Origin of the sequence: Mycobacterium botniense, from assembly GCF_010723305.1 — a bacterium.
Taxonomy (GTDB): domain Bacteria; phylum Actinomycetota; class Actinomycetes; order Mycobacteriales; family Mycobacteriaceae; genus Mycobacterium; species Mycobacterium botniense.
Genome location: NZ_BLKW01000004.1, coordinates 1,423,088 through 1,446,924 on the forward strand (window position 1 = coordinate 1,423,088; position 23,837 = coordinate 1,446,924).

At 66.0% G+C, this 23,837-nt stretch carries 23 protein-coding genes and 1 riboswitch; of the genes, 6 read left to right on the plus strand and 17 right to left on the minus strand.

Annotated features, from left to right (window positions below; genetic code table 11):
- Window positions 1–5 precede the first annotated feature (5 nt).
- From G6N08_RS16585 to pafA, 6 genes are all read right to left on the minus strand, one after another.
- Window positions 6–2,741, minus strand: a complete 2,736-nt coding sequence (locus G6N08_RS16585; RefSeq protein ID WP_163759050.1) for a DEAD/DEAH box helicase — start codon at window positions 2,739–2,741, stop codon at window positions 6–8.
- 105 nt (window positions 2,742–2,846) lie between these two features.
- Window positions 2,847–3,797, minus strand: coding sequence for a twin-arginine translocase subunit TatC (gene tatC, locus G6N08_RS16590; RefSeq protein WP_163759052.1), 951 nt, complete (start codon window positions 3,795–3,797; stop codon window positions 2,847–2,849).
- Window positions 3,798–3,842: 45 nt separating this feature from the next.
- A complete protein-coding gene (gene tatA, locus G6N08_RS16595; protein WP_163759054.1) occupies window positions 3,843–4,106 on the minus strand; it encodes a Sec-independent protein translocase subunit TatA in 264 nt (87 codons plus the stop codon).
- Between the two features lie 29 nt (window positions 4,107–4,135).
- Window positions 4,136–5,122: a helix-turn-helix transcriptional regulator gene (locus G6N08_RS16600; RefSeq protein ID WP_163759056.1), complete on the minus strand. Its 987-nt coding sequence runs from the start codon at window positions 5,120–5,122 to the stop codon at window positions 4,136–4,138.
- Between the two features lie 49 nt (window positions 5,123–5,171).
- Window positions 5,172–6,170 (minus strand): helix-turn-helix transcriptional regulator, encoded by a 999-nt coding sequence (locus G6N08_RS16605; protein ID WP_163759058.1) that lies wholly within the window; start codon window positions 6,168–6,170, stop codon window positions 5,172–5,174.
- A gap of 72 nt (window positions 6,171–6,242) precedes the next feature.
- Window positions 6,243–7,601 (minus strand): Pup--protein ligase, encoded by a 1,359-nt coding sequence (pafA, locus tag G6N08_RS16610; protein ID WP_174813305.1) that lies wholly within the window; start codon window positions 7,599–7,601, stop codon window positions 6,243–6,245.
- 391 nt (window positions 7,602–7,992) lie between these two features.
- Here pafA and G6N08_RS16615 point away from each other — a divergent pair, with 391 nt between their 5' ends.
- Window positions 7,993–8,913 carry a phosphodiesterase gene (locus G6N08_RS16615; RefSeq protein ID WP_163759060.1) on the plus strand — a complete coding sequence of 307 codons (921 nt, stop codon included), beginning with the start codon at window positions 7,993–7,995 and terminating at the stop codon, window positions 8,911–8,913.
- A gap of 52 nt (window positions 8,914–8,965) precedes the next feature.
- On the opposite strand, the gene G6N08_RS16620 is transcribed toward G6N08_RS16615, so the two are convergent.
- The 6 genes from G6N08_RS16620 to arc form a co-directional block, all read right to left on the minus strand.
- Window positions 8,966–10,465, minus strand: a complete 1,500-nt coding sequence (locus G6N08_RS16620; RefSeq protein WP_163759062.1) for a stealth family protein — start codon at window positions 10,463–10,465, stop codon at window positions 8,966–8,968.
- 78 nt (window positions 10,466–10,543) lie between these two features.
- Window positions 10,544–10,719, minus strand: a riboswitch (M-box (ykoK) riboswitch).
- Between the two features lie 107 nt (window positions 10,720–10,826).
- Entirely contained in the window at window positions 10,827–11,567 is a 741-nt protein-coding gene (gene prcA, locus G6N08_RS16625; protein WP_163759064.1) for a proteasome subunit alpha, read from the minus strand.
- A complete protein-coding gene (gene prcB, locus G6N08_RS16630) occupies window positions 11,564–12,454 on the minus strand; it encodes a proteasome subunit beta (protein ID WP_163759067.1) in 891 nt (296 codons plus the stop codon). The genes prcA and prcB overlap by 4 nt, the downstream gene beginning before the upstream one ends.
- Complete coding sequence (locus G6N08_RS16635; protein ID WP_163759069.1) at window positions 12,451–12,645, minus strand: ubiquitin-like protein Pup; 195 nt, start codon at window positions 12,643–12,645, stop codon at window positions 12,451–12,453. The genes prcB and G6N08_RS16635 overlap by 4 nt, the downstream gene beginning before the upstream one ends.
- A 92-nt stretch (window positions 12,646–12,737) precedes the next feature.
- Window positions 12,738–14,234, minus strand: coding sequence for a pup deamidase/depupylase (gene dop / locus G6N08_RS16640; RefSeq protein ID WP_163759070.1), 1,497 nt, complete (start codon window positions 14,232–14,234; stop codon window positions 12,738–12,740).
- A gap of 123 nt (window positions 14,235–14,357) precedes the next feature.
- On the minus strand, window positions 14,358–16,172 hold the full coding sequence (gene arc / locus G6N08_RS16645) for a proteasome ATPase (protein ID WP_163759072.1): 1,815 nt from the start codon (window positions 16,170–16,172) through the stop codon (window positions 14,358–14,360).
- Between the two features lie 154 nt (window positions 16,173–16,326).
- Here arc and G6N08_RS16650 point away from each other — a divergent pair, with 154 nt between their 5' ends.
- The 3 genes from G6N08_RS16650 to G6N08_RS16660 are packed head-to-tail and all read left to right on the plus strand — an operon-like array spanning window position 16,327 to window position 17,678.
- Complete coding sequence (locus G6N08_RS16650; protein ID WP_170301290.1) at window positions 16,327–16,827, plus strand: MTB12 family secreted protein; 501 nt, start codon at window positions 16,327–16,329, stop codon at window positions 16,825–16,827.
- Between the two features lie 9 nt (window positions 16,828–16,836).
- Window positions 16,837–17,382: a lipoprotein LppK gene (gene lppK / locus G6N08_RS16655; protein ID WP_163759075.1), complete on the plus strand. Its 546-nt coding sequence runs from the start codon at window positions 16,837–16,839 to the stop codon at window positions 17,380–17,382.
- A 2-nt stretch (window positions 17,383–17,384) separates the two neighbouring features.
- The gene (locus G6N08_RS16660; RefSeq protein WP_163759077.1) at window positions 17,385–17,678 is read left to right on the plus strand and encodes a DUF503 domain-containing protein; all 294 of its coding nucleotides are present in this window, start codon (window positions 17,385–17,387) and stop codon (window positions 17,676–17,678) included.
- 53 nt (window positions 17,679–17,731) lie between these two features.
- On the opposite strand, the gene G6N08_RS16665 is transcribed toward G6N08_RS16660, so the two are convergent.
- Window positions 17,732–18,595: a tRNA (adenine-N1)-methyltransferase gene (locus tag G6N08_RS16665; RefSeq protein WP_163759079.1), complete on the minus strand. Its 864-nt coding sequence runs from the start codon at window positions 18,593–18,595 to the stop codon at window positions 17,732–17,734.
- 73 nt (window positions 18,596–18,668) lie between these two features.
- Between G6N08_RS16665 and G6N08_RS16670 the strand changes: the two genes are divergently transcribed.
- Window positions 18,669–19,550, plus strand: a complete 882-nt coding sequence (locus G6N08_RS16670) for a RecB family exonuclease (protein ID WP_163759081.1) — start codon at window positions 18,669–18,671, stop codon at window positions 19,548–19,550.
- 65 nt (window positions 19,551–19,615) lie between these two features.
- On the opposite strand, the gene G6N08_RS16675 is transcribed toward G6N08_RS16670, so the two are convergent.
- From G6N08_RS16675 to G6N08_RS16690, 4 genes are all read right to left on the minus strand, one after another.
- Complete coding sequence (locus G6N08_RS16675; RefSeq protein ID WP_163759083.1) at window positions 19,616–20,098, minus strand: DUF4126 family protein; 483 nt, start codon at window positions 20,096–20,098, stop codon at window positions 19,616–19,618.
- Window positions 20,099–20,201: 103 nt separating this feature from the next.
- Window positions 20,202–21,062: an ATP phosphoribosyltransferase gene (hisG, locus tag G6N08_RS16680; RefSeq protein WP_163760781.1), complete on the minus strand. Its 861-nt coding sequence runs from the start codon at window positions 21,060–21,062 to the stop codon at window positions 20,202–20,204.
- A gap of 32 nt (window positions 21,063–21,094) precedes the next feature.
- Window positions 21,095–21,376 carry a phosphoribosyl-ATP diphosphatase gene (locus G6N08_RS16685; protein ID WP_163759085.1) on the minus strand — a complete coding sequence of 94 codons (282 nt, stop codon included), beginning with the start codon at window positions 21,374–21,376 and terminating at the stop codon, window positions 21,095–21,097.
- Between the two features lie 27 nt (window positions 21,377–21,403).
- A complete protein-coding gene (locus G6N08_RS16690; protein WP_163760783.1) occupies window positions 21,404–22,846 on the minus strand; it encodes a sugar porter family MFS transporter in 1,443 nt (480 codons plus the stop codon).
- Window positions 22,847–23,096: 250 nt separating this feature from the next.
- On the opposite strand from G6N08_RS16690, the gene G6N08_RS16695 reads away from it, so the two are divergent.
- The gene (locus tag G6N08_RS16695) at window positions 23,097–23,729 is read left to right on the plus strand and encodes a TetR/AcrR family transcriptional regulator (protein WP_246216787.1); all 633 of its coding nucleotides are present in this window, start codon (window positions 23,097–23,099) and stop codon (window positions 23,727–23,729) included.
- Window positions 23,730–23,837: the final 108 nt, after the last annotated feature.

Here is a 23,837-nt window from a genome sequence, read left to right on the forward strand (position 1 = left end):
TTAGCCTACCCGGCGTCAACTGCGACGACGCCGCGCCGAACAGCGTCGATGGCGCGCTTGGCCGTGTCCCGCAGATCCGGGTCAGGCGCGACGTTGCGGACCTGGTCTAACAGGTCGACCACCTGCCGGCACCAGCGCACGAAATCCCCAGCGGACAGCAGCGATCCCGCGCTGTCGTCGGCAGCGGCCAGCGCAGCGGTCAGATCACCGGTGCTCGCCCAGCGAAAGATGGGCGCCACGAAACCATCGTCGGGCTCGCGGCTCAGCGGGATGCGATGCCGCTGCTCGTCGGCGCGTAACTGTGTTGACAGCCGTCGGGTCCGATCCAGTGCTTGGCGTAATCGCCGGGTGGCTATCTCGCTGCCCTGCGGCGAGACGGGACCGTCACCGCTTCGGGACTCGTACAGCACCGCCGACACCACGCCCGCCAGCTCGGCAGGCCGCAGATCGGTCCACGCGCCGGTTCGCAGACATTCGACCACCAAAAGGTCGCTTTCGCTGTAGATGCGGGCCAATAGCCGGCCGTCGGAGGTGACCTGGGGATGCTCATGCGGCCCCTGGATGAAACCGCGCTCGGTGAGCAGCCCGACAATCCGGTCGAAGGTCCGGGCCAACGAGTTGGTGGCGGCGGCCACCTTGTTCTCGAGCTGAGCATTGTCACGCTCAATGCGCACATAACGCTCAGCGGCACGAATGTGGTCCTCGGGAGCATGGCGTGCGGGGTGACGACGTAACTGTGCGCGCAGTGCCGCCAGCTCAGGGTCGTGAAAAGCACTGTCGCCGTCCCTGATCCGGGCCTGGCCTGCCCCGCGTCCGGCCGGGATGACCAGCCCGGCGGCCGCTGACCGCAACGCCGAGGCCAGGTCGCGCCGGACCCGCGGCTGACGGTATTCCACCCGCTTGGGTAATGTCATCGAACCCACCGGCGCCAACGCCCCGGACCAGTCGGCCGACGAAATCCGCCCCGCCCAGCGGTGTTCGGTCAGCACCAATGGCCGCGGGTCGGAGCTGTCACGGTCGGACTCCAGGACTACGGCCAGCCCGCCGCGGCGGCCGCGGGCGATGGTGATGATATCGCCGCGCCGCAGCGACGCCAGCGCGTCGCTGGCGGCTCGCCGCCGGTGCGCCCGGGCCGCCCGGGCCTGCGCACGTTCCCGTTCGGTCACCCGCGCCCGCAATCGCGCGTAGTCGAGGACTGCTGCGTCGGGTCCACCCAGTTCCGCGGCGATCTCGTCAAGCATCCGCTGGCCGCGCTGTATACCGCGGACCAGGCCGACAACCGAGCGGTCGGCCTGGTACTGGGCGAACGACTGTTCCAGCAACCGATGTGCGCGCTCGGGCCCCAGCCGGTTTAGCAGGTTGATTGTCATGTTGTACGACGGCGCGAACGAGCTGCGCAGCGGAAAGGTGCGGGTCGAGGCCAGGCCCGCGACGTCAACCGGGTCGACATCCGGGTGCCAGATCACCACTGCGTGGCCCTCGACGTCAATACCACGCCGGCCGGCCCGGCCGGTCAGCTGCGTGTACTCCCCCGGGGTCACCGGGACATGCTGCTCGCCATTGAACTTCACCAGCCGTTCGAGCACCACGGTCCGCGCAGGCATATTGATACCCAACGCCAGCGTTTCGGTAGCGAACACCGCTTTGACCAGGCCTGCGGTGAACAGTTCTTCGACGGTGTGCCGAAACACCGGTAACAGCCCGGCGTGGTGGGCCGCCAAACCGCGCAGCAGTCCTTCCCGCCATTCGTAATAACCGAGTACCTCCAGGTCGGTGTCGGGCAGATCACCGCAGCGGTGATCGATCACCTCCGCGATCTGCGCGCGCTCCTCGTCGCTGGTGAGCCGCAACGGCGAATGCAAACACTGGGCGACGGCGGCGTCACACCCGTTGCGGGAGAACACGAATGTGATCGCCGGCAGCAGACCTTCGGAGTCGAGAATCGCGATTACGTCGGGGCGCGCGGGGGGACGGTAGACCCTCGGCCGGTGTGGACGCCCGGGTCCGCGCCGGCGAGGCTGCGCGTCAGCCAGCCGGTCGGCCTCGCGCCGATGGGCGATGTGACGCACCAGCGCCGGGGACACCCGTGGCTGACCGGCGTCAGCGTCGGAGTCGAACAAGTCGAAAAGGCGTTTCCCGACCAACACGTGTTGCCACAGCGGAACCGGCCGGTGCTCGTCGACCACCACGGTGGTGTCACCGCGCACAGTCTGGATCCAGCCGCCGAACTCTTCGGCGTTGCTCACCGTCGCCGACAGGCTGACCAGCCGCACTGCGGCGGGCAGATGCAAGATGACCTCTTCCCACACGGGCCCGCGCATCCGGTCGGCGAGAAAATGCACCTCGTCCATCACGACATAGGAAAGTCCTTGCAGCGCCGGTGAATCCGCGTACAGCATGTTGCGCAGCACCTCGGTGGTCATCACCACCACGGGTGCGCTGGCGTTGACCGACAAGTCTCCGGTGAGCAGCCCTATCCGGTCACGGCCGTAACGTGCCGTGAAATCGGTGTGCTTCTGATTGCTCAGCGCCTTAAGCGGTGTGGTGTAGAAGCATTTGCCGCCGGCGGCCAGCGCCAAGTGCACCGCGAATTCGCCGACCACGGTCTTGCCGGCCCCCGTCGGCGCGCATACCAGCACATCGTGACCGCGTTCCAGCGCCGCACAGGCACGCTGCTGGAAGTCGTCCAGCGGAAAGGGCAGTTCGGCAGTGAAGCGAGACAGCTCGGTCGGATCGCTCACGCCGCCCCCAGCGGGGGCGAGTGTGCACAGGTGCACACCGCTGACGGCGTGTCGCTGGGCAGACACGCACGCTCGCGGTGGTGGCTGGGGCAGGGGCGGACCTGCTCAGGTGATGTCGTCATGAGGTCCGGCTACGGGCGACGGCTGCGGAATCGGCGCGGGCGCCTCGATCACCGACGGCTGGTCGTCTGGAACCATGTTTTCGCGCTTGGCTTTTCGCTTGTCATGCAGCCGCGCGATCTGGATAGCCAGCTCGAGCAGCAAGGTCAGGGCCAGCCCGAGCGCGAGCATCGAGAACGGGTCGGATCCGGGCGTGAACACGGCGGCGAATACGAACATGGCAAAGATCAGGCCGCGCCGCCACGACTTGAGCCGCTGATAGCTGAGCACACCGGCCAGGTTCAGCATGACGATGAGCAGCGGGAACTCGAAGCTGATCCCGAAAACCAGCAGCAGGTTGATCAGGAAACCGAAGTAGCGCTCGCCGGACAGCGCGGTCACCTGCACGTCGCTGCCGACGGTCAACAAGAACCGCAATGCTTTGGACAGCACCACATACGCCAGTGCCGCCCCGGCGACGAACAGCCCCGCCCCCGGGATGACGAACGCCACCGCGAACCGGCGCTCCTTGCTGTAGAGCCCGGGAGTGATGAACGCCCAGATCTGGTACAACCACATCGGACAGGCCAGCACAACGCCGGCGGTGAGCGCCACCTTGAACCGCAGCAAGAATTGGTCAAAGGGCGCGGTGGCCAGCAACCGGCACTGTCCGTCAGCGCTGATCTGGGCGCGTGCCGATTGTGGGAGTGCGCAGTAGGGGTGCCGCAGCCACTCGCCGAGACTCTCCAGCCCGAAAAACGAGTGCGAGTACCAGATGAACCCGATGGCCGTGGTGAGCGCGATCGTGGCCAGTGCGATCAACAACCGGTTGCGCAGCTCAGTCAGATGATCGACCAGCGACATCGTCCCGTCAGGATTGGTGCGTCGGCGACGAAGGCGCGGGTCGAGCCGGCGAAGTATGCGGTTGGCACGCGGCGAGACTTTCACCACTTTCACCGTCGTCCGTCGAAGGCGCTTGCGCGCCGCGGCAATAAGACCGGGCTAGGCCGACCGTGCGTCGCTGTCACCCGGGCCCGGGGTCATCGGAGGGTCGACCCGCTCGGACTGCACCTGGTGAGGTTGCGCCGGATGAGCCGCGGCAGGCGTGTCCGCCTTGGTTTCGTTCTGCAGCTCACGGACCTCGGCTTTGAAGATTCGCAACGACTTTCCTAAAGCGCGTGCGGCGTCGGGAAGCCTCTTGGCGCCGAACAGCACGATCACCACGGCGGCCAGGATCGCCCAGTGCCACGGACTAAGACTGCCCACTTCGGTTACCTCCAGACGTCGCCACGATGCTACCGCAGCTGCGGCAATTTCCGGTCGGCCCGCGCCGTGGCCTGGTACAACTCCAGCGCCGCCGCCGCGGCCTGGCGCACCCGCCGCGCCAGTGACTGCGGCTCGAGCACCCGCACCTCCGCGCCCAGCCCGAGCACTTGGCGTGTCATCCAGTCTTCGGAGGCGTAGGTCATCGCCGCGTCGCAGTAACCCCCGGGCAGCTCGCGCAGCAGCCGCATCGGGTAGTACTCGAACATCCACGACGCCGACGGCGCCAGCCGAAGGGTCGCCGACGGCAGCGCTGGATCGGCTTCAAACAGCGACGTGTCCGGTGTCGCCTGGACCGCGGGTTGCGGCGGTGCGGACGGCTCGTCGAGCACCTGGGCGTCGACGATGCGGTCGAAGCGAAACAGCCGTACCCCTTCGGACTCCCGGGACCAGGCCTCTAGGTAGCTGTGCTCACCGACAAGCACCACCCGGATGGGGTCGACGACTCGCCGTGACAACAGGTCGCGCGAGGCCGAGTAGTAGTCGATCGCCACCGCACGATTGCCACGCACCGCGGCACGGACCGCGGCCGCAGCTTGGCCCTCCGCGGGCGCCGGCTCGTCGACAGCGGCTGCGCCGTGCGCGACGGTCCCGGCCGCCGCTTCGATCTTGGCGATCGCACTGCGCGCGGCGTCCGGATCGACCACACCGGGGATGTCTGCCAGGGCGCGCAGCGCTAGCAGAAGACCGGTGGCCTCCAGCGAGGTGAGTTTGAGGGGTTTATCGATACCCGCGGAGAATGTCACCTCGATGGTGTCACCGGAGAATTCGAAGTCGATGAGATCTCCGGGGCTGTAACCGGGCAGCCCGCACATCCACAGCTGATTGAGATCCTCTTCGAGCTGCTTTTCGGACACGCCCAGGTCGGCGGCAGCTTCGGCGCGAGTGATCCGTGGGTTGGCCTGGAAGTACGGCACCATGTTGAGCAGCCGGACCAGCCGGGTAGACAGCTGAGTCATTGCGCGCCGCCCCGGCCTATCGCCGCGCTCTGCATCGGCGCCCACGCGGTCATGTGCTCACCTCAGACATTTCGGCCTGCGCGCGCAATCGGGCCACCACGTCGTCGCGCAGCGACTGCGGCGCCAGCACCACGGCGTCAGCCCCGTAGCCGGCGATGTCCTGGGCCGCCCGATCGGCGGAGCCGACGTCCAGTTCGATCACCTCACCGTCGCGGCCGGCCAGCCGCCGCCGTCCCACCGGTGTTCCGGCTCGCCGCAGCGCCGTGGCTCGCCCGTCGGCCACCCACACCTGCGCCCGCACCGCGGTCGGGGCCGCGGTGACCGCCTCGGCCACAATCGCGCGCAGATTGACGTCGGCGGGCCGGGTCACCGCGCCGACCGCGCCGACCGGCGTCACCTCGGCACCGATCCGAGACAGTCGAAACACCCGGGTCGCGCCGCGGTCGCGGTCGTAGCCCACGAGATACCAGCGGCCCTTTTCGGTGAGCACCCCCCAGGGCTCAACGGTGCGCACCGTGTAGGGTTCGGCCCGCGACGACCGGTGCGGGAACTGCACCGCCTGCCCGGCGTCGATGGCCGCCAACAGTGTGCTGAGGACTTGTTCTGATCCGCGCAGACCCGGACGCAAGGCTGCGGAGGTCATGGCCACCGGGGCGTCGGGATCCACGTCAACTCCGGCGGCCCGCAGCTTGAGCAACGCCCGCTGGGCGGCGGTGGTCAGCTCCGGAGACTCCCACAGCTGGGTAGCGACCGCCACCGCGGCGGCTTCGTCGGGGGTCAGCTCGACGTCTGGCAGCGCGTAGGCATCGCGGTTGATGCGATAGCCCTCGGTGGGGTCGAGCGACGACACCTTACCGACCTCCAGGGGGATACCCAGGTCACGCAACTCGTTTTTGTCGCGTTCGAACATCCGGGAAAACGCTTCGTCGGTGGGGCTGTCGGCATAGCCCGCCACGGTCGAGCGGATCTTGTCTGCGGTGATGTAACCGCGGGTGGACAGCAACGCGATGACGAGATTCATCAGCCGTTCGACTTTGGAGGTTGCCACCTGTAACAGGGTAGGTCCGATCACCCCGCACAGGTGCACGCCACTCCACGCCCCCGGGGCTATGACCGCAGGTCACATGCTGGCGATCAGCCGTTTGACCCGTTCATCAACCGACCGGAACGGGTCTTTGCACAACACCGTGCGCTGGGCCTGGTCGTTGAGTTTGAGGTGCACCCAGTCGACGGTGAAGTCACGGCCGGCGGCCTGGGCGGCGCTGATGAACTCCCCGCGCAGCCGGGCGCGCGTGGTCTGCGGCGGGGTGTCGACGGCTTCCTCGATCTCCTCGTCGGTGGTGACGCGGGCGGCCAGGCCCTTGCGCTGCAGCAGGTCGAAGACACTGCGGCCGCGCTTGATGTCGTGATAGGCCAGGTCCAGCTGGGCGATCTTGGGGTCGGACAGCTCGAGGTTGTGACGCTCCTGATAGCGCTGGAACAGTTTGCGCTTGATCACCCAGTCGATCTCGGTGTCGACCTTGGCGAAGTCCTGGCTCTCGACGGCGTCGAGCTGGCGGCCCCACAGGTCGACGACCTGCTCGATCTGGGCGTTGGGTTCCCGGGTCTGCAAATGCTCGACGGCGCGCGCATAGTACTCCCGTTGAATGTCCAGCGCGCTGGCCTGACGCCCGCCGGCCAGCCGCACCGGGCGCCGTCCGGTCGTGTCGTGGCTGACCTCGCGGATGGCGCGGATGGGATTGTCCAGCGAGAAGTCACGAAACGCCACCCCGGCTTCGATCATCTCCAGCACCAGCGCCGCGGTGCCCACCTTCAGCATGGTGGTGGTCTCACACATGTTGGAGTCACCGACGATGACATGCAGCCGCCGGTATTTTTCGGCGTCGGCGTGCGGTTCGTCGCGGGTGTTGATGATGGGCCTGCTGCGGGTGGTCGCGCTCGAGACCCCCTCCCAGATGTGCTCGGCCCGCTGGCTCAGGCAAAAGGTGGCTGCTTTCGGTGTCTGCAAGACTTTGCCGGCACCGCAGATCAGCTGCCGGGTGACCAGAAACGGCAGCAACACGTCGGAGATCCGGGAGAACTCCCCCGCCCGGACGATCAAGTAGTTCTCGTGGCAGCCGTAGGAGTTGCCCGCCGAGTCGGTGTTGTTTTTGAACAGGTAGATGTCGCCGCCGATGCCCTCGTCGGCGAGCCGCTGCTCCGCGTCGATGAGCAAGTCTTCCAGTACCCGTTCGCCGGCACGGTCATGGGTGACCAGCTGAGTCAGGTTGTCGCATTCGGCCGTGGCGTATTCGGGGTGGCTGCCCACGTCAAGGTAGAGCCGCGCACCGTTGCGCAAGAAAACGTTAGAACTGCGGCCCCACGACACCACCCGGCGAAACAGGTAGCGGGCCACTTCGTCCGGTGACAGACGCCGATGACCGTGAAATGTGCAGGTGACACCGAACTCGGTCTCGAGGCCCATGATTCGCCGCTGCACGATTCGAGCGTACTGGCTGGCGGACCGCGACGGTGGCACTCTTCACGGCTGGGTGGCAGCCGGACCGCTGGCCCGCGATGCCGACACACTTCTCCCAGACCGCCGCAGACCCGCTCCACCGCCCGCCGGCGACGCCGGTCAGCGCGAGCGTGCACCGCATCAAGTGGCGGGCTGACCAGCCGCGACCGCCGCTCGACGGGCCCTTGTCGACCCGCCCGATTCGTTGGGCTCAGGTGGTCTCAGGTGCGCCGGATGACCGGTGCGGTTGTGCGCGAATTCGCCGACGCGAGGGCGCACCTTGCCGGCAACCCGGAGCGGCTCCGGTAAAGTTGAGATCACTTACCGTGACGTATCGTGCGAGCGCACTCGTCAGAGAGGTCTTTGAAGTCTCGTGGACAGACCCAGGGCCGCGGAATATCCGCGGCCGGACCACGTCATTGCACACATCAGCGATACCCACCTGGTCGCCGGGGACGGCGACCTTTACGGCGATGTTGACGCAGCTGCCCGACTATCGGAGCTGCTGAAGCGGCTTGAAGATTCCCAAACGCGCCCCGACGCCTTGATTTTTACCGGCGACCTCGCCGACACCGGCCATCCGCGCGCCTACCACAAGCTACGCGACGTCGTCGAGCCGTTGGCTGATCGCCTTGGCGCCCAAGTTATTTGGGTGATGGGTAACCACGACAACCGGGCGGCGTTGCGCGAACACCTGCTGTGTGAGGCCCCGACGATGGCGCCGATGGACAGGGTGTACGACGTCGCCGGGTTGCGTGTCGTCGTGTTGGACACGTCGGTTCCCGGTCACCACCACGGAGAGGTGGCGCCGGAGCAGTTGCTGTGGCTGGCAGACCAGTTGGCTGAACCCGCGCCGTTCGGGACCATCCTGGCGATGCATCACCCACCGGTGCCCAGCATGCAGGATCTCGCTGTCCTGGTCGAGTTGCGCGACCAGGCACGGTTGGCGCAGGTACTCCGCGGCACCGATGTGCGTGCCATCCTCGCCGGACACTTGCACTACTCCACCACGGCCACGTTCGCCGGCATCCCTGTCTCGGTGGCTTCAGCCACGTGCTACACCCAAGATCTGTTGACCGCGGGAACCCGTGGTCGCGACGAGGCACAGTCCTTCAATCTGGTTCACTGCTACCCCGAAACTGTCGTGCACACGGTCGTTCCATTAGCAGCCGGCCGCACGGTGGGACGGTTCGTCCCGCCCGACGCGGTGCGCCGCGAACTCGTCGACGCCGGGATCAGTATCCTTCCGGCCGCCCGGATACCGCGCATCGCACCGGAGTTGGCGCGTCGATAGAGTGATCCCCAGCGGGCGGGGGGACTGACGCGCCCCCGCCCGCTGGACGCCTTCACTCGTCGTCGGCGAGTCGCTCCCATGGGGCCGGCACTGGAAAGTACCTTTCGAGGAACTCACCAACCGCCCGGGCACGCTCCTCAGCGCTCACTTCTGGGAAGCTGCCGTCGTTGAGGCAGAAGAAGTCGAACTTGCGCTTGTTGAGCAGTTTGGGCAGTTTCGCCAGCCCGGACCACAGCGTGGTGTCCACGTAAAGCACTTTCGCCGACTCATTTTGCACTGCGCGTCCGGTCATCAGCGCGTAATAGTGGTACAGCGAGTTTGTCACCGAGATATCCGTGCTGGACCGGAAGCGGCTGGCCTGGGTGCGGGCGAATTCCTCAGGAAATTCACGCTCCAGTTCGCTGAGCACGCTTTTACGCAGCGGGACAGCGGTGTGCTCGAGGTGACGGGTGATGATTTTCCCAAACCTCTGCCACAGTAGCTGCCGGTTCACCCGTGCCGCGTTCTCGTAGCCGCTGCGCTCGGCGTGGTTGGCGCCGAGCCCGATGCGCACACCGGCTTCGATGAACTTGGTGACTCCACCCGGGGAGAAGAACATCGTCGGCGACACCGGCCGGCCAAAAAACATGTCGTCGTTGGAGTACAGGAAATGTTCTGCGAGACCGGGAATGTGGTGCAGTTGCGTTTCCACTGCGTGGCTGTTGTACACCGGCAGCACCGACACGTCGGTGAAGTGCTCCTCGGCGCGCACAATCGTGACTTTGGGGTGCGGGGCAAGCCAGTGCGGGACCCGCGAGTCGGTGGCGATGAAAATCCGTCGCACCCATGGCGCGAAGGCGTGCACCGACCGCAGGGCGTATTTGAGTTCGTCGACATGACGGATGCGTGCATCGGAATCGTCACCCTCGCCGAGCGGGTAATTCGCCATCGCTGCCGCGCGGCGGGCACGGAACTCCGGGTCGTTGCCGTCCACCCAGGAGAACACCATGTCGATGTCGAAGGTGATGTCATCGGCATGCGGGGCGAACATCCCCGCGATCGTCGGCCACGTGCGGCCGTGCAGCTCGACGGTGGTGTACTCGATCTCGCTGAGCATTAAGGTTTTGCGGGTCAGCGAGTTTTCGATCGGGCAGATGGCCTGTTCTCCGTCGAACACCCAAAACTGCAGCTCCACTCCGGCAGACGCACCGTAACGCATACCCGAGCGGGGGCATTCGCGCCGCCGGAACACCCGCAGCAGCCTCGGGTCGGGGTCCACCGAGAGCAGCCCGTCACCCAGATACACCGAGCGGCGCCCGGTTCCGTCGAGGATCTTGGCGCGCAGCGGTGCCTCCAGGCACGCCGCCATCAAGACGTCGGCAACCCGGGCGCGCAAGGCGATGTCAACCACCAGCGCCGGGCGTCCTTCCGCACCGCGAATAAGCAAGAACGGGATACCAGCCCGATCCAGCTCTGCGCGGATAAACAGCAAATCTTGCGTCATCGCCTCATACGGAGTCAGGCGCACACCCTGGGTCGAGCTGACGACGGGCGCGTCGATCATGCTGGTCATGGGAACACCTGCCTTCCGTACTCGATGTCGGTCAAATCGCGCACACAGAGGGATCCCGCTGACGCGGTCGAGCGGCGGCATTGCCCTCACAGGTTGAGCTTCGGCACTGGTCGACGTATCCCCAGCAACACCTGGGAAAGCCACTTGGGATCACCCCTTAAGCCGGGGAGATCTGTCCTGATCTTGGGCGTCTCTCGACGTCGTCAGATCAGTGGCCTGTGTTCGTCCAGAAGCCTCGCCTAACGAGGTGCTCCCGCAAGGTAGCACCGATTCCACCGCTGGGCAACATGGTCGCGAACACGGCCGACACCGCCGCAGTTGTGCATGTGCGGTGTCTGCACAACTCGCCGTGGGCGGCGAGCTACCCGGACGACTTCGGGCGGCTCGCCTGAGAACCCTGCGCGGCGGGCAGCAGCGATTCCAGCGCGGGACCGGTGATCCGCCGAAACGCCCGCCGCGGGCGATTCTGGTCCAGGACGGCGACTTCCAGGGTGTCCACTCCCAGCGGCCGGGGCTCTGCGCCGTTGGCGTCGGTCCGCAAGGCGTTCACCGCGATGCCGACTGCGTCGGCGAGGCCGGCGTTCTCCGTGTAGGACTCTTTGAGTGCGTCGGCGATCGGCTCGGTCGTGCCGCCCATCACCACGAAATGCGGCTCGTCGTTGATCGACCCGTCGTAGGTGATCCGGTACAGCTCAGGCGGCTTGCTCTCGCCGTAGTGCGCGACCTCGGCCACGCACAACTCGACCTCGTAGGGTTTGGCCTGCTCGGTGAAGATGGTGCCCAGTGTCTGCGCGTAGACGTTGGCCAGCTGCCGGCCGGTGACGTCCCGGCGGTCGTAGGCGTAGCCGCGGGTGTCGGCGAACTGGATGCCACCGCGGCGCAGGTTGTCGAATTCGTTGAACTTGCCGGCAGCCGCGAAACCCACCCGGTCATAGAGCTCGCTGATCTTCTGCAGGGACCGCGACGGATTCTCGGCAACGAACAACACGCCGTCGGCATATGCCAGCACCACCACGCTGCGGGCCCGCGCGATGCCCTTGCGCGCGAGCTCGCCGCGTTCGCGCATCAACTGCTCGGGCGATATGAAATATGGGAAACTCACTTCTGACTCCGCGGAGCGTCCGCGTCCGGACCGAAAGTATCGGAGCGGGAACGGCTTTCGATGACCTCCTGAGCTAGCTCGGCGATGCGCTGCTCGGGCACCTCGACAGCGCCGTCGGCGTCGATGTTGACCGCTGTCGGGTAAATACCGCGCACCAGATCCGGGCCGCCAGTGGCGGAATCATCATCGGCCGCGTCGTAGAGGGCCTCGACCGCAACCCGCAACGCGGAATCGGTGTCGGTTACCCGAGCGTAAAGCTTCTTCATCGCCGACTTGGCGAAGACCGCGCCCGAGCCCACGGCCTGGTAGCCCTCTTCTTCGATGTTCCAGCCACCGGCAGCGTCGAAAGACACGATCCGGCCGGCTTTCTGCCGGTCGGGGTCGTCGATGTCATAGGCGGCTAACAGCGGCAGCGCCACCAGCCCCTGCAGCGCGGCGCCCAAATTGCCGCGCACCATGTTCGCCAGTCGGTTGACCTTCCCGGCGAATGTCAGCGGTACGCCTTCGAGCTTCTCATAGTGCTCGAGTTCGACCGCGTACAAGCGGGCGAACTCCACGGCAACCGCGGCGGTGCCGGCCATACCGGTCGCGGTGTAATCGTCGGTGATATACACCTTTTTCACATCGCGCCCGGCGATCACGTTGCCCTGCGTGGAGCGCCGGTCGCCGGCGATGACCACCCCACCGGGGTATTTCAGCGCGACGATCGTGGTGCCGTGCGGCAATTGCCCGCCGGCGCCGGCCACCGCGCCGCCCGCGACCGTCGGCAGCAGTTCCGGCGCCTGTCGGCGCAGGAACTCGGCGAACGAGGACAGGTCGATGGGGCGAGAAGGGACTCCGGGAAGTGCTGAGTTAGTGGCCAGGCCATGAGTGAACGGCCAGGTCACTGTCCGCCCTTTTGGACGTATGCGCGCACGAAATCCTCAGCATTTTCCTCCAGAACGTCGTCGATCTCGTCGAGCAGATCGTCGGTGTCCTCGGTCAACTTCTCGCGACGCTCTTGACCTGCGGCGGCGGCGCTGGTGAAGTCGTCGTCATCGCCGCCGCCACCCCCACGCTTGGTCTGCTCCTGAGCCATCGCTGCCTCCTGCTTCGTCTTTGGCCACACATCGCACGCGGGCCGTTACTCCACCCTACCGGTCGATGCCGGTCTTGCCGGGGTAACGACGCTTAGGTGGTCAGTTGTTCCACCAGTTCCGCGGCGCTGTCCACCGAATCCAGCAATGCGCCGACATGGGCCTTGCTGCCGCGCAGCGGTTCCAGCGTCGGGATCCGCACCAGCGAGTCGCCGCCCAGGTCGAATATGACCGAGTCCCAGCTGGCTGCGGCGATATCGGCGCCGAACCGGCGCAAGCACTCGCCGCGGAAATATGCCCGGGTATCCGTCGGCGGGTTGTCCACCGCGTTGAGTACCTGCTGTTCGGTGACCAGTCGGCGCATCGAGCCGCGAGCCACCAGCCGGTTGTAGAGACCCTTGTCGAGCCGCACATCGGAATACTGCAGGTCGACCAGATGCAGTCGGGGCGCCGACCAGCTCAGATTTTCCCGGTGCCGAAAACCGTCGAGGAGGCGCAGTTTGGCCGGCCAATCGAGGATCTCCGCGCAGTCCATCGGATCACGCTCAAGTTTGTCGAGCACGTCCGCCCAGGTCGCCACGATGTCGGCGGCGCGCGGATCCGGGTCGCGCGAATCGACCAGTTTGGCCACCCGGTCCAGGTAGACCCGTTGCAGCGCAAGACCGGTCAGCTCCCGGCCATCGGTGAGCGCGACGGTGGCGCGCAGCGTGGGGTCACGGCTGATGGTGTGCACGGCGTGCACCGGGCGGGCCAGCGTCAGATCGGTGAGGTCGACGCCTTCCTCGATCAGGTCGAGCACCAGCGCGGTGGTGCCAAGCTTCAGGTAGGTGGACGTCTCCGCGAGATTGGCGTCGCCGATGATGACGTGCAGCCGGCGGTAGCGGTCGGCGTCGGCGTGCGGCTCGTCCCGGGTGTTGATAATGCCGCGTTTGAGCGTGGTCTCCAGCCCGACCTCGACTTCGATGTAGTCGGCGCGTTGGGACAGCTGGAAGCCGGGTTCGTCACCGGCGGGTCCGATGCCGACCCGGCCTTGACCGGTGATGACCTGGCGGGACACCAGAAACGGTGTCAGGCCGACAATGATCGCCGAGAACGGCGTCTGGCGGCTCATCAGATAGTTTTCGTGTGCGCCGTAGGAAGCGCCTTTACCGTCGACGTTGTTCTTGTACAGCTGCAGTTTCACCGCGCCGGGAACGCTGGCGACGTGCCGGGCGGCGGCCTCCATCACCCGCTCACCGGCCTTGTCCCAGATCACCGCGTCGAGCGGGTCGGTGGTCTCGGGCGCGGAGTACTCCGGGTGGGCATGGTCGACGTAGAGCCGCGCACCGTTGGTCAGGATCATGTTGGCCGCCCCCACCTCGTCGGCGTCCACCACCGGTGGCGGCCCTGCCGAGCGGCTCAGGTCGAACCCGCGGGCATCCCGCAGCGGCGATTCCACCTCGTAGTCCCAGCGGGTGCGCTTGGCCCGCTGGATACCCGCCGCGGCGGCATAGGCCAGCACCGCCTGCGTCGACGTCAGGATCGGGTTCGCGGTCGGGTCCGACGGCGAGGAAATGCCGTACTCGACCTCAGTCCCGATGATCCGCTGCATGGCTCAAGCCTAGGCGAGACCGCAGGTAAAACAGCGGGCGCGGGTCGCTGTGCGAGGGTGCGCAGTTGTGCACGGTTGTCGGCGTGTCGGTGCACAAACACGCACGCTCGCCGGGAGCGGGGACTACAGGTACTGGCCCAGGCTCGACTCGGTGTCGATGGCCCGCGACGCGCTCGAGCTCTTGCCGGTGACCAGGGTGCGGATGTAGACGATCCGCTCCCCCTTCTTGCCCGAGATCCGTGCCCAGTCATCGGGATTGGTGGTGTTGGGCAGATCCTCGTTCTCGGCGAATTCGTCGACGATCGAATCCAGCAGATGCTGGATCCGCAACCCCGGCTGGCCGGTTTCCAGCACCGATTTGATGGCGTTCTTCTTGGCCCGGTCCACGACGTTTTGAATCATCGCCCCGGAGTTGAAGTCCTTGAAATACATCACCTCTTTGTCGCCGTTGGCGTAGGTGACCTCAAGGAACCGGTTCTCGTCGATCTCGGCGTACATCCGGTCGACGACCTTCTCGATCATCGCCTTGATGCACGCGGCGCGGTCGCCGTCGAACTCGGCGAGATCGTCGGCGTGCACCGGCAAGTCCTCGGTGAGGTACTTGGAGAAGATGTCCATCGCCGCCTCGGCGTCCGGGCGCTCGATCTTGATCTTGACGTCGAGACGGCCGGGCCGCAGGATCGCCGGGTCGATCATGTCTTCGCGGTTGGAGGCGCCGATCACGATGACGTTCTCCAGGCCCTCCACGCCGTCGATCTCGCTCAGCAGCTGGGGCACCACCGTGGTCTCCACATCCGAGGACACCCCGGTGCCGCGGGTGCGGAAGATCGAGTCCATCTCGTCGAAGAACACGATCACCGGCGTACCCTCAGACGCCTTCTCGCGGGCCCGCTGGAAGATCAGCCGGATGTGACGTTCGGTCTCACCGACGAACTTGTTCAGCAGCTCGGGGCCCTTGATGTTGAGGAAGTACGACTTGGCCTCCTTGGCGTCGTCGCCGCGGACCTCGGCCATCTTCTTGGCCAGCGAGTTGGCCACCGCCTTGGCGATGAGTGTCTTGCCGCAACCGGGTGGACCGTAAAGCAGCACCCCTTTGGGCGGGCGCAGCGCGTACTCCTTATAGAGCTCCTTGTGCAGAAACGGCAGCTCCACCGCATCGCGGATCTGCTCGATCTGCCGAGATAGCCCGCCGATGTCGTCGTAGCTGACGTCGGGCACCTCCTCGAGCACGAGGTCTTCGACCTCGGCCTTGGGGATGCGCTCGAAGGCATACCCGGCCTTGGTATCGACCAGCAGCGAATCCCCGGGACGCAGCTTGCGGGGCTTGGTGTCGTCTTTGAGGTTGTCAGAAGGCCCGTCGGGCAGGTCGGGTGCGACCAGCGGTTCGGCCAGCCACACGATCCGTTCCTCATCGGCGTGGCCGACGACCAGCGCGCGGTGACCGTCGGCCAGAACCTCCCGCAAGGTCGAAATCTCGCCGACCGATTCGAAAGTGCCGGCCTCGACAACGGTCAGCGCCTCGTTGAGCCGAACGGTTTGTCCCTTCTTGAGGGATTTGACGTCGATGTTGGGTGAGCATGACAGGCGCATTTTGCGCCCGGAGGTGAACACGTCGACGGTTTCGTCGTCGTGGGTGGACAGCAATACGCCATAACCGCTGGGCGGCTGCCCCAGCCGGTCAACCTCCTCGCGCAGCGCCAGCAGCTGTTGGCGGGCTTCCTTAAGCGTTTCCATCAGTTTGGAATTGCGCGCGGCCAGCGAGTCGATGCGGGCCTCAAGCTGGTGCACATCACGGGCACTGCGCACCGCATTCTGGCCCACCGCATTCTCCAGCTGCTCGCGCAGCATCGCTGCTTCGCGCCGCAACGCTTCCAGCTCGGCGGCATCATCGCTGGGCATAGGGCCTCCGAACACTTCCGAACGTTCTGCCTCACCCATGTTGAGCTCCTTTCGCCGCCAAGGTTGCGCGGCGGATACATCAACGCTACCGGCGATTCCGGATGAATGTGGGCTTCGCGCGCGGACGAATAATTCGACACCGCGGTGCCACTGGTAACCTCTGGGTTGAGTCGGGCCCATCGAAAGGATAGCCGTGACCGTGAAATCCCTCGCCACGGGCGTGGCAGCGGCTGCCGCGGTCGGCGCAGCAGCCGCCGGCGTGACTTCCGGTGCACCCGTCACCGCGGCCGCACCCCAGATCGAACCGGTTGTTTTCACCACACCGCTGCCGCTGGACCCGGCAGCTGATTTGCCCACCCCCGAGCAATTGGCGAATGTGCTCTACGGTCTCGCGAACCCGAGCGTCTCGTTCGCCAGCAAGGGCTACTTGGTGGAAGGTGGCATCGGCCCGGTCGAAGCCCGGATAGCGGATCGGCAGATGCAGAAAGCCGCGCAGCGGGGCGATCTGCCGCTGTCATTCGCTGTCGCCAACATTGCCCCTGCCGGCCCGGGTGCGGCAACCGCCGCCGTCACCGCCTCCGGTCCGAACCTCGCGCCGACGACACAGACCGTGACGTTCGTCAACCAGGGCGGCTGGAAGCTGTCGCGCGCCTCGGCGATGTCGGTGCTGCAGGCCGTGCAAGCCTCGGGCTGATCATCCTGGATGCACCGGCACGTCACGTTTGTCGTGGGCGCCGCCACCCTCGTGGCGGCGCTCGGGCTTTCCGGGTGTTCACATCGGCAATCGAGCAGTACGGCGCCGGCTGTCGGGCCGGCGGTCACCATCACCTCGACGGCGACCGCGGTTCGGCAGACCGCCCCGGTGCCTCCGCCCGATGCGCTCGCGGACGTGTTGTACCGGCTCGCGGATCGAGCGGTCCCCGGCACCGAAAAACTGAGCCTCGTCGAAGGCGCCACCGTCGACAACGCCCCCGCGCTGGACAAGTTCGCGGTGGCCCTGGTTGACGGCGGCTACTCACCGGCGATCTTCGACGTGACGAACGTCGCGTGGTCGGACCGCGATCCGACCGAGGTCGTGGCCAACGTCAACGTCACCACACCCAACCGTGACGTTCCCGGGTTTTCGTTCCCGATGGAATTCAAGCCCTATCGGGGCGGCTGGCAATTGTCCCAACAGACTGCCGGTATGCTGCTGGCGTTCGGCAGCCCGCAGGCCGTCCCGGGTCCGCCGCCGAGTCCGACCCCGTGACGATGTGGATCGGCTGGCTCGAATTCGACCTGCTGCTCGGGGACGTACGCTCACTGAAACAAAAGCGCTCCGTCATCCGGCCCGTCGTTGCCGAGCTGCAGCGCAAGTACAGTGTGTCAGCCGCCGAGACGGGCAGCCATGAGTTGCGCCGCCGCGCCGGCATCGGGGTAGCCATGGTCTCCAGCGACCGCCGCCACGCGGTCGAGGTGCTCGACGCCGCCGAACGCTTGGTGGCCGCCCACCCGGAACTGGAGCTGCTGTCCGTGCGCCGCGGGCTGCACCGCAGCGACGACTGACGTCGGGCTCGACATCCCATCCCCGTCATCGGGCCCTTGGCGCGCGGCCGCACTCAGCGGCTTTCTCCCAAATCGCGTCCGTCCTCCCGTTGGCGTTTGCGCCGCACCGGGGCCGGGGTGACCGCGCCTGGGGCGAGACGGCGCGCGGACACCAGGAACGCGGTGTGAGCTCGCATGGTGTGCTGTGGCCGAACGGCCAACCCAACGACGCTCCATTCCCGCTGCAACGTCTCCCACGCGCGCGGTTCGGTCCAGCAGCGCAGTTCCCGGAGCGCCTCCACGGTTCGCGATAACTGGGTGACAGTAGCCAGATAGATCATCAGCACACCACCGGCGACCACGACGTGTGAAATCGCGTCGAGCACCTCCCACGGGGCCAGCATGTCCAGCACCACCCGGTCCACGGAGCCGGCGCCCAGCTCGCAAACACCGACGTCGGCGATGACCAGCTGCCAGTTCTGCGGCAGCTGACCGAAAAATGTCTGCACATTACGCCGGGCGTGCTCGGCATGATCAGCGCGGCGTTCGTAGGAGATCACCCGGCCCTGCGGTCCAACCGCGCGCAGCAGCGAACACGTCAGCGCACCCGACCCGGCACCGGCCTCCAGCACCCGCGCGCCCGGGAAGATGTCGCCTTCATGCACGATCTGGGCCGCGTCCTTGGGGTAGATCACCTGGGCTGCGCGGGGCATTGACATCACAAAGTCGACAAGCAGGGGGCGCAGCACCAAAAACGGGTCGCCATGGCTGGATTGCACGACGCTGCCTTCGGGCAGCCCGATAACCGCGTCGTGGGCAATCGCACCGCGATGGGTATGAAACTCCTTGCCCGGACTGAGCACCATGGTGTAGCGCCGGCCCTTGGCGTCGGTGAGCTGGACGCGGTCACCTACGGTGAACGGGCCGGTTGCGGACACGTTGTCTAGCCTGCCAGCCGACGCGCCGTCCACGGTGCGCAGGGTTGTCGGCGCCCGGCTCTAGGCTGCGTCTATGAGCGGCCGACGGCACACACTCCTCTCACGGCCGGCGCTGTCGCCGTCGCGGGCAGCCGACTTCAAGCAATGCCCGCTGCTGTACCGGTTGCGGGCGGTCGACCGGCTGCCCGAGCCGCTGTCGACCGCGCAATTGCGGGGCTCGGTGGTTCATGTGGTGCTTGAGCAGCTCTACGGTTTACCCGCGGCGCGGCGCGGCCCGGACACCGCCAGGGCACTGGTGGAGCCCGCCTGGAATCAGTTGATCGCCGCCGAGCCGGCTTTGGCCGCTGAGCTCGACCCCACCGAGCACACCCGACTGCTCGAGGACGCTCGTACGTTGGTGTCAGGCTACTACCGGCTGGAGGACCCGACCCGCTTCACTCCACAAAGCCGCGAACAGCGCGTCGAGGTCGAGCTCGCCGACGGCACACTGCTGCGCGGTTTCATCGACCGGGTTGACATCGCAGCCACCGGCGAGGTTCGCGTCGTGGACTACAAGACCGGCAAGGCGCCACCGGAAGCGCAGGCCCTGGCCGAGTTCAAGGCGCTGTTTCAGATGAAGTTCTACGCGGTGGCGCTGCTGCGTGCACAGGGTGTCGCGCCAGCACGGCTGCGGCTCATTTATTTGGCCGACGGGCAGCTGCTGGACTATTCCCCCGACGTTGATGAACTGCTGCGCTTCGAAAAGACCTTGATGGCGATCTGGCAGGCGATCCAAACAGCTGCCGTCACAGGCGATTTCCGTCCAAGACCCTCACGGTTGTGTGACTGGTGCCCCCATCAGGCCCGCTGCCCGGCTTTTGGTGGCACACCGCCGCCTTATCCCGGTTGGCCGGCAAGCGGCCCGCCGGAGGTGGCGACAGCCGCGCTGTCCCGGCGAACCGAGCCGGCGGCGTGACGGATTTTCGCTGTCAGCACATGTGACTTCTGCGGTATCGGCAAGACTGGCCACTCGATCTTCTGTCACACCACAGCTGTCATCGCCGCTACCGCGAATCCGCCGAGCACCGCGATCGCATCCTCCAGCAGAGCGATCGGCAGATCCTGCCCGTCACGGGCGGCGACCAACCGGGCGCGCACGTGATAGCCGCCCATGGTTCCACACACGGCGCCGAGGACGCCGGCCCCCAACCCGCTCCACGGGTAACCCCACGCGGTGCCAATCACTGCGCCCGCGAACCCCCCGGCGATGATCCGGCCCGCGAATGACACCGCGGTGGTGCGGCTCGGTGTGCTGGGATGCTTGTCGGTGACCAGCTCGGCAACTGCGAGAACGCTGAAGACGGCCACCGTCACCGGGTGGCCCGCCCACGACACCCATGTGCCGTCCAGATTGATCCATCGCAACAGGGCGGCCCACCCGGCCGCCGCAGGCGCTGTCAGGGCACGCAACCCGGCAACGACACCGATCGACAGAGCCAGCAACAGCACAAGGGAATGCGTCACGACCACTCTCCTGCGGGCATGACAGCGTCCCATGGGCCAGGTAACGACCCGCCGAGCCGGCCAGTCATCAGCCGCGACGCTAACACAGCAATGACGTCGCCGGTCAGAACCGGCAAAACCTGATGTCGGAAGCCAGGATCGCTTTGGCCCCGATGGCCGCTAACCGGTCCATGATCGCGTTGACGTCGCGGCGCGGAACCAGTGCGCGCACCGCGACCCAGTCCGGGTCGGCAAGCGGAGCGATCGTCGGCGACTCCAGGCCGGGGGTGATCGAGGTGGCCGTGTCGACTACCGAACGCGGGCAGTCGTAATCCAGCATCAGGTACTGCTGGCCGAAGACCACACCTTGTACCCGTGCCACCAACTGGTTACGGGCGGCGACATGGTTCGAGTCGGCGCGATCCGGGCAGACCCGCTCGATGAGCACCGCCTCGGAGTCACACAGCGGTTCGCCGAACGCCACGAGATCATGCAAACTCAGGGTGCGGCCGGACCCAACGACATCGGCGATAGCGTCGGCCACCCCAAGCTGCACCGATATCTCTACAGCACCGTCAAGGGGGATGACATGAGCTTCGATTCCCTTGGCGGCCAAGTCTTTTCGTACCAGGTTCGGGTATGCGGTGGCGATGCGCTTCCCGGCCAGGTCGGCTGTTGTCCACTCGCGCCCGGCCGGCGCGGCGTAACGGAAACTAGACATCCCGAAACCCAGCGCCAAGCGTTCCCGCACCGGCGCATCAGATTCGCTCACCAGATCCCGTCCGGTGATCCCGAAGTCTAATTCGCCAGATCCGACATAGATCGCAATGTCTTTGGGCCGCAGGAAGAAGAACTCGACGCTGTTGACGGGGTCGATGACGGTCAGGTCTTTGGGGTCGGTGCGGCGACGGTAGCCGGCCTCCGCGAGGATCTCGACAGCGGGCTCGCTCAGCGCCCCCTTGTTGGGAACGGCGACACGCAGCATCGGTGCTTGATCGCCGGAACGGAAATCCGCCATCACAGCTTCCGATACACGTCATCGAGCGTCAGTCCGCGGGAGATCATCAGAACCTGCGTCCAGTACAGCAACTGGCTGATCTCCTGGGCGAGCGCCTCGTCAGGTTCGTGCTCTGCCGCGAGCCACACCTCTCCGGCTTCCTCCAGGATCTTCTTGCCCACCGCATGTATCCCGCCGTCCAACGCGGCCACCGTGGCGCTGCCGGCGGGCCGGCAGCGGGCACGTTCCTCGAGTTCGGCGAACAGATCCTCGAAAGTCTTCACGGGCAGCGATTGTTTCACGTGCCGGCCAGCAAAGTCACGGAGGTTTTACCTGGCCGCCGGTTTCCGTGTGCGCGGAAGTTCGGCGCGCATGTCTTCCAGGGCTACACCCTTGGTCTCCGGCACCCACTTCCAGACAAACAGGAACGACAACATCGCACACACCGTATAAAAACCGTAAGCCAAGCCGAGCACATGGCGCAGCGCCGGGAAGCTGACCGTGATCATCCCGTTGGCCGTCCACTGGGTGGCCGCTGCCAAGCTCAGCGCAGCCGCCCGGATCCGGTTGGGAAACATCTCGCCGAGCAGCACCCACAGGATCGGTCCCCACGAAAAGCCGAACGCGATGACGAAGACAGTGGCTGCGATCAGCGCGGCCGGGCCGGAGACATCACCGAGGTGCGCCTGGCCGTCGATGACCGGAGCGCTGACGAAAACAAATGTCAGCGTCGCCAACATTGCCGCCATGCCGGCTGATCCGGTCAGCAGCAAGGGTTTACGGCCGGTCTTGTCGATCAGGGCAAGCGCGGCCACGGTGGTCAGGACGTTGACGGCCGCGGTGAGCACTGCGATCGCGAACGACGAACTGTCGCCGAATCCGACCGCCTGCCACAGCGGTTTCGAGTAGAAAAAGATCACCGTGATACCCACGAATTGCTGAAAGACTGCCATCCCCACCCCTACCCACACGATCCCGTACAGCCCGCCGGTAGGCCTGCGCAGGTCACGCCACGACGGCCGTGCCTCGTGTCGGAGTGTCTCGGAGATCCGTTTCACGGTGAAATCTGCCTTGCGCTCGCCGAACAGCATGGCGCTCACCCGTCGTGCCTCTGGAATCCGTTGTGCTGCAACAAGATAGCGTGGAGACTCGGGGATGGTGCAGGCCAGTGCGCCGTACAGGACCGCGGGAACGGCTTCCCCGAAGAACATCCAGCGCCACGCGGGCAACCCACCCCAGAACTGGGCACGCGGGCCGCCCGCGAGATCGGTCAGCAGCCAGTTGACGACCAGAGACACGAAGATGCCCGACACGATGGCGAGTTGTTGCAGGGAGCTGAGCCGTCCCCGGATATTCGGCGGCGATATCTCCGCGATATATGCGGAGGCGACCACAGAGATCAGCCCGATGCCGAGGCCGCCGACGATGCGCATGAGGACGACCAGCCAGATCGTGGCCGCCAGCCCACTACCCAGCCCACAGACGGCGAAAAGCATTGCCGCCAGCCTCAGTGTCGGCAGACGGCCGATGCGGTCGGCGGTCCTGCCGGCGGTGGCCGCGCCCGCCGCAGCACCCAGGAGGGTGGCGGCCGCTGTGATACCCAGCACCGCGTTGGCGATCCCGAATGCGGTGTGCAGCGCCGCAGCCACGCTGTTGATCAGTGAGATGTCATAGCCGAACAACAGCCCGCCGAGCCCGGCCACCGAGGCCGCCCGAACGGCGGTGCGAGCCTGGCAAGTCCCGCTGAGACGTCGATAGCGCATCGAGGGCATTGTCACCGGCCCCCGGGTGTGTTGCCACGTGCCGGGCACCGACACGCCGTCCACCCCGGCCCGGCTGCTCGAGGCCGGGCGGCTTGCCCCCGGTCAACTCCTGCGGCCTGACCGATGCGGGAGCCCGGTCTGACTGATCGATCAGGGACTCTTGTCGAACTGATCGATCAGGAGGTAACGTACCTCGTCGATCAGTGCTTGACTGATCGATCAGCCAGTCTCCCCCTGAGGCGCCGGTAGGAGTGTTGTAGTGGTCACAACGATCTCGAAAGCTCCCGACGGCGCTCGCGCCGCCGCCGATGCCAGCCGAATTATGCAGGCGACCGTGGAGTGCTTCCGTGAGCTTGGTTACGGAAAGTCTTCGATGAAGAAGATCGCGGCCAGGGCTGGGGTTTCTCAGGCGCTGGTGCAGTATCACTTCGAGACCAAGGCCAAGCTCTTCGAGTCGACGAAGGCGAATCTGGCCCAGACATTGCTCGCGGCGGCCGCGGAGTCCCTGCCCCGCGGAAAGTCGGTTCGCGAAGCCCTGCTTGAGGCGGCCGATCTCGTTTACCAGTTGTTCATCAGCGACCTCGACGCGGTCACATTCACGGTGGAGTTCGCCGCGGCAGCCAATCACAACGAACTTTTACGAAAAGCATATGTGGGCTACCGAGATGCTCTGCGCCGGCAATTCGCCAATGTGCTCCGCGATATTGCCGGTGAGCGCACACCGACCGGTCTGATCGACGAAACTGTCCGCTTGATCGAGAGCGGGTTGCTCGGCATGTCGATGCAACGCCCATTCGTTTCTGACGAACGGAGCTTCCGGGCCGGTTTCGACTCCTATATCGACACTGTCACCTCACGCTTCATCGACAAATTAGAATCGGTGTCAGCATGAGCGTGGAGATCCAACGTTCCGACGGCACTGCAAATGCCTCAAGATGCTCTGGCTTGACGAGATCACCCCACTCAGCAAATCGAATTTCATCACGTCTACTGAACCACG